Here is a 2,191-nt window from a genome sequence, read left to right on the forward strand (position 1 = left end):
CCCGGCGGTGGTGGCTTTTGCGCCCCCCGGCGGCGGACTCCGGCCGGTTGCGTCCGGCTGGTGGGAAGTTCGGTCAATCCCGGTGACATGGATCACCCCATGCTCTAGATTGCGCAGCCGTACTGACCTGACTGCCGATCACCGATGGTGCTGCTCGGCGGGCCCGTGCGGCGCTCGGCGCCGAGGGGCTGCGGCGCCGACGGGGAACCCCTCCGGAGCGGAGCCGAAGATGCCCTCTGATCCCCCCAGCGTCGAAGATGTCATGCCCGAGCCAGCCGGGAGGCCCGTCCCGGCCGTGACGCCCGAGCGGGTGCTGGCCGGCCTCGCCCTGCTCGTGCCGATCGTCGCGACGCTCTGGGTGTCCTCGTACGACAAGAGCGACCCGGCGGTGGCCGGGGTGCCGTTCTTCTACTGGTACCAGCTGCTCTGGGTGCCGGTGTCGGCCGTGTTCACGGTCGCCGCCTACCTGCTGATCACCCGGGACGAGAAGGCCCGCAAGGCGGCCCGGAAGGGCGGTGCGCGATGAAGGACGTCAACGTGCCGGCCCTCGTGGTCTTCGTGCTGTTCTTCGCCCTCGTCACCGTGATGGGCTTCCTCGCCTCGCGCTGGCGCCGCGCGGACAACGCCGCGCACCTGGACGAGTGGGGCCTGGGCGGCCGCAGCTTCGGGACCTGGGTGACCTGGTTCCTGCTCGGCGGCGACCTCTACACCGCCTACACCTTCGTCGCCGTCCCGGCCGCGGTGTACGCGACCGGCGCGGCGGGCTTCTTCGCGGTGCCGTACACGATCATCGCCTACCCGCTGGTCTTCCTCTTCCTGCCCCGGCTCTGGTCGGTCTCCCGGGTGCACGGCTACGTGACCCCGGCCGACTTCGTGCGCGGCCGGTACGGCTCGCGGCCGCTGTCGCTGGTGGTCGCGCTCACCGGCATCCTGGCCACCATGCCGTACATCGCCCTGCAGCTCGTCGGCATCCAGGCCGTGCTGGACGTGCTGGGGGTCGGCGGCGGGGAGAACGCCAACTGGTTCGTCAAGGACCTGCCGCTGTTCATCGCCTTCGGCGTGCTGGCCGCCTACACGTACTCCTCCGGCCTGCGGGCCCCGGCGCTGATCGCCTTCGTCAAGGACGCCCTGGTCTACATCGTGATCATCGTCGCGGTGATCTACATCCCGATCCGGCTCGGCGGCTACGGGCACATCTTCGACTCGGCCGCGCAGCACTTCAAGGAGGTCAAGGGCGGCTCGCTGACCATCCCCGAGAACAAGCAGTGGACGTACGCCACGCTCGCCCTCGGCTCGGCGATGGCGCTGTTCATGTACCCCCACTCGGTGACCGGTGTGCTGGCCTCCAAGTCCCGCAAGACCGTGCGCCGCAACATGGCGATCATGCCGGCCTACTCGCTGATGCTGGGCCTGCTGGCGCTGCTCGGCTTCATGGCGCTCGCGGCGGGCGTCGGCAAGGGCGTCAAGGGCTACAACGCCCAGCTGTCGGTGCCCCAGCTGTTCGCGGACATGTTCCCGGACTGGTTCACCGGCGTGGCCTTCGCCGCGATCGGCATCGGCGCGCTGGTGCCGGCCGCCATCATGTCCATCGCTGCGGCCAACCTGTTCACCCGCAACGTCTACAAGGAGTGGCTCAAGCCCGCCGCCACCCCCGCCGACGAGACCCGGATCGCCAAGCTGGTCTCGCTGCTGGTGAAGGTCGGCGCGCTGGTCTTCGTGCTCGGCATGGACAAGCAGGCCGCGATCAACCTCCAGCTGCTGGGCGGCCTGTGGATCCTGCAGACCTTCGTGGCGATCGTCGGCGGCCTGTTCACCCGCTGGTTCCACCACTGGGCGCTGTTCGCCGGCTGGGCGGCCGGCATGGTGTACGGCACCTGGAAGGCGTACGGGATCGCCAGCCCGGCCACCAAGCACTTCGGCGGCAACGCGGCCGAGATCCCCGGCATCGGCGAGATCGGCTACATCGGCGTCACCGCCTTCGCCCTCAACCTGGTCGTCGCGGTGGCGCTCACCCTGGTGCTGCGGGCGGTCAAGGCGCCGGACGGCCCGGACGAGACCAGGCCGTCCGACTACAGCGCCGAAGCCGGCGACGACGAGCTGAAGAACGCGCCGGAGCCTGTAGCGGCGCACTGATTCGCGCGGTACGCGCCCTGTGATCGCGCCGCCTTCTCCGTGAACACTGGAGAAGGCC

The 2,191-nt window shown here is 70.0% G+C and carries 2 protein-coding genes; both read left to right on the plus strand.

The features are described 5' to 3' along the window. Nucleotides 1-262 precede the first annotated feature (262 nt). Nucleotides 263-526: a DUF3311 domain-containing protein gene (locus ACFU7Z_RS38900; RefSeq protein WP_049649419.1), complete on the plus strand. Its 264-nt coding sequence runs from the start codon at nt 263-265 to the stop codon at nt 524-526. Next, nucleotides 523-2,133 carry a monocarboxylate uptake permease MctP gene (mctP, locus tag ACFU7Z_RS38905; protein WP_049649418.1) on the plus strand — a complete coding sequence of 537 codons (1,611 nt, stop codon included), beginning with the start codon at nt 523-525 and terminating at the stop codon, nt 2,131-2,133. The genes ACFU7Z_RS38900 and mctP overlap by 4 nt, the downstream gene beginning before the upstream one ends. Nucleotides 2,134-2,191: the final 58 nt, after the last annotated feature.

This window comes from Kitasatospora sp. NPDC057518 (assembly GCF_042802075.1).
Lineage (GTDB): Bacteria > Actinomycetota > Actinomycetes > Streptomycetales > Streptomycetaceae > Kitasatospora.